General features: G+C 74.4%; 2 protein-coding genes. One reads left to right on the top strand and one right to left on the bottom strand.

Annotated features, from left to right (window positions below):
- Positions 1–82 precede the first annotated feature (82 nt).
- A complete protein-coding gene (locus ACYVE9_RS26420; RefSeq protein WP_461030416.1) occupies positions 83–775 on the bottom strand; it encodes a TetR/AcrR family transcriptional regulator in 693 nt (230 codons plus the stop codon).
- A 124-nt stretch (positions 776–899) separates the two neighbouring features.
- On the opposite strand from ACYVE9_RS26420, the gene ACYVE9_RS26415 reads away from it, so the two are divergent.
- On the top strand, positions 900–1349 hold the full coding sequence (locus ACYVE9_RS26415; RefSeq protein ID WP_461030415.1) for a nitroreductase family deazaflavin-dependent oxidoreductase: 450 nt from the start codon (positions 900–902) through the stop codon (positions 1347–1349).
- Positions 1350–1492 lie beyond the last annotated feature (143 nt).

The raw sequence follows: 1492 nt of genomic DNA, 5'->3' as shown, positions 1-1492 counted from the left end.
CCGGCGCGGCTCGCCGGCCGTCGGCGGCGGAGTCCTCCCCGACCGGGCGGCGCCGCGACCCGACGTCCCGACCGGGCGGCGGTCAGTCCAGCCCGACGGAGTGGGCCAGCCGGGCAACGGCATGATCGAAGAACTCCCGGCGGGCCGTGAGCACGCCGGTGAACTGACCGAACAGCTCGAAGCCGACCAGGCCGAACACCTGGGCCCAGGCAGCGACCAGCCCGGCCATCGCCTGGGCGGGCAGCGTGCTGCCGAGCAGGTCGGCGAGCGCCGCGGCGTCCCTCCCCACCTCGGGCGGCGGCCCCTCCCCGGCGGGCCTCAGCCGACCCGCCCGGTGGGCGTCGGTGGCGACCGCGATCAGGCACAGCGCGACCCGGGCGGCCGGACCCGTGGTGTCCATGGGGGCCGCGTAGCCGGGCACCGGCGAGCCGTAGATGAGGGCGTACTCGTGCGGGTGCGCCAGTGCCCAGTCACGCACCCCGTGGCACACCGCGCGCCAGCGGTCCACCGGCCGCTCGGACGTCTCGGCGTGCAGAGCGGCCTCCGCCGAGGCTCCCAGGGCGGCGTAGGCGTCGATGATCAGCGCGGTGAGCAGCTGGTCCCGGCCGGGGAAGTACCGGTACAACGCCGAGGAGGCCATGCCCAGTTCACGGGCGACCGCGCGCAGCGACAGCGCGGCCGCTCCGGAGACGGCGAGCTGTCGGCGTGCCTCGTCCTTGACGGCTTCGGTGATCTCCGCCCGGGCGCGCTCCCTGGCGCCGCGAATCCTGTCCATGGCCCGAGTCTGCCATCCACCGGAGCAGGCGACCACAACGAGAGCACTGCTCTTGCGCCCGACCAGCAGCAGTGCAACACTGCTCCACAACGAGAGCAGTGCTCACACTTTGCGGAGGAGCGACATGGACGCCCACGTGCGCCGGCCCAGCCGGTTCGGAAACCGCGTGCTCAACCCGGCGGTCATGTGGCTGACGCGCCGCGGCCTCGGCCCGTTCGGCGCGCACACACTGACCGTGCGCGGACGCAGCAGCGGAGAGCCGCGCCGGGCCCCGGTCAACCCACTGGTTCTCAACGACGCGACGTACCTGGTCGCGCCGCGCGGTCACGTGCAGTGGACGCGCAACATGCGGGCGGCGGGCGGCGGCGAGCTGAGCCACGGCCGCAGGCACCGCACGTTCACCGCCACCGAACTGCCCGACGCGCACAAGCCGGAGGTGCTGCGCGCGTACCTGCGGGCATGGGGCTGGGAGGTCGGTTCCTACTTCGACGGACTCGGCCCGGACGCCACCGACCAGGAACTGCTCGCCGCGTCACCCCGACACCCGGTCTTCCGGCTCGACTTCACCGGCTGACCACCGGTCGGTTACCCCTCCCCGACCGCCGGGCCCCCGGTCTCTCCCGTTCGGCCACCGGGCCCAGGCCCCTCGCGGACGAGATCGACGCCGACGAACTCCGCCGCGGCATGTGCCGTCGGCGGGTGACGGCCGGCGCACGA

Source organism: Streptomyces sparsus (genome assembly GCF_054776295.1).
Note: the sequence above shows the minus strand (reverse complement) of the source record. Positions and strands in the feature narration are given on the sequence as shown.

Bases quoted from the DNA above. Each gene is read 5' to 3' on its own strand.
- ACYVE9_RS26420 (WP_461030416.1), bottom strand. From the start codon at position 775: ATGGACAGGATTCGCGGCGCCAGGGAGCGCGCCCGGGCGGAGATCACC.
- ACYVE9_RS26415 (WP_461030415.1), top strand. From the start codon at position 900: ATGGACGCCCACGTGCGCCGGCCCAGCCGGTTCGGAAACCGCGTGCTC.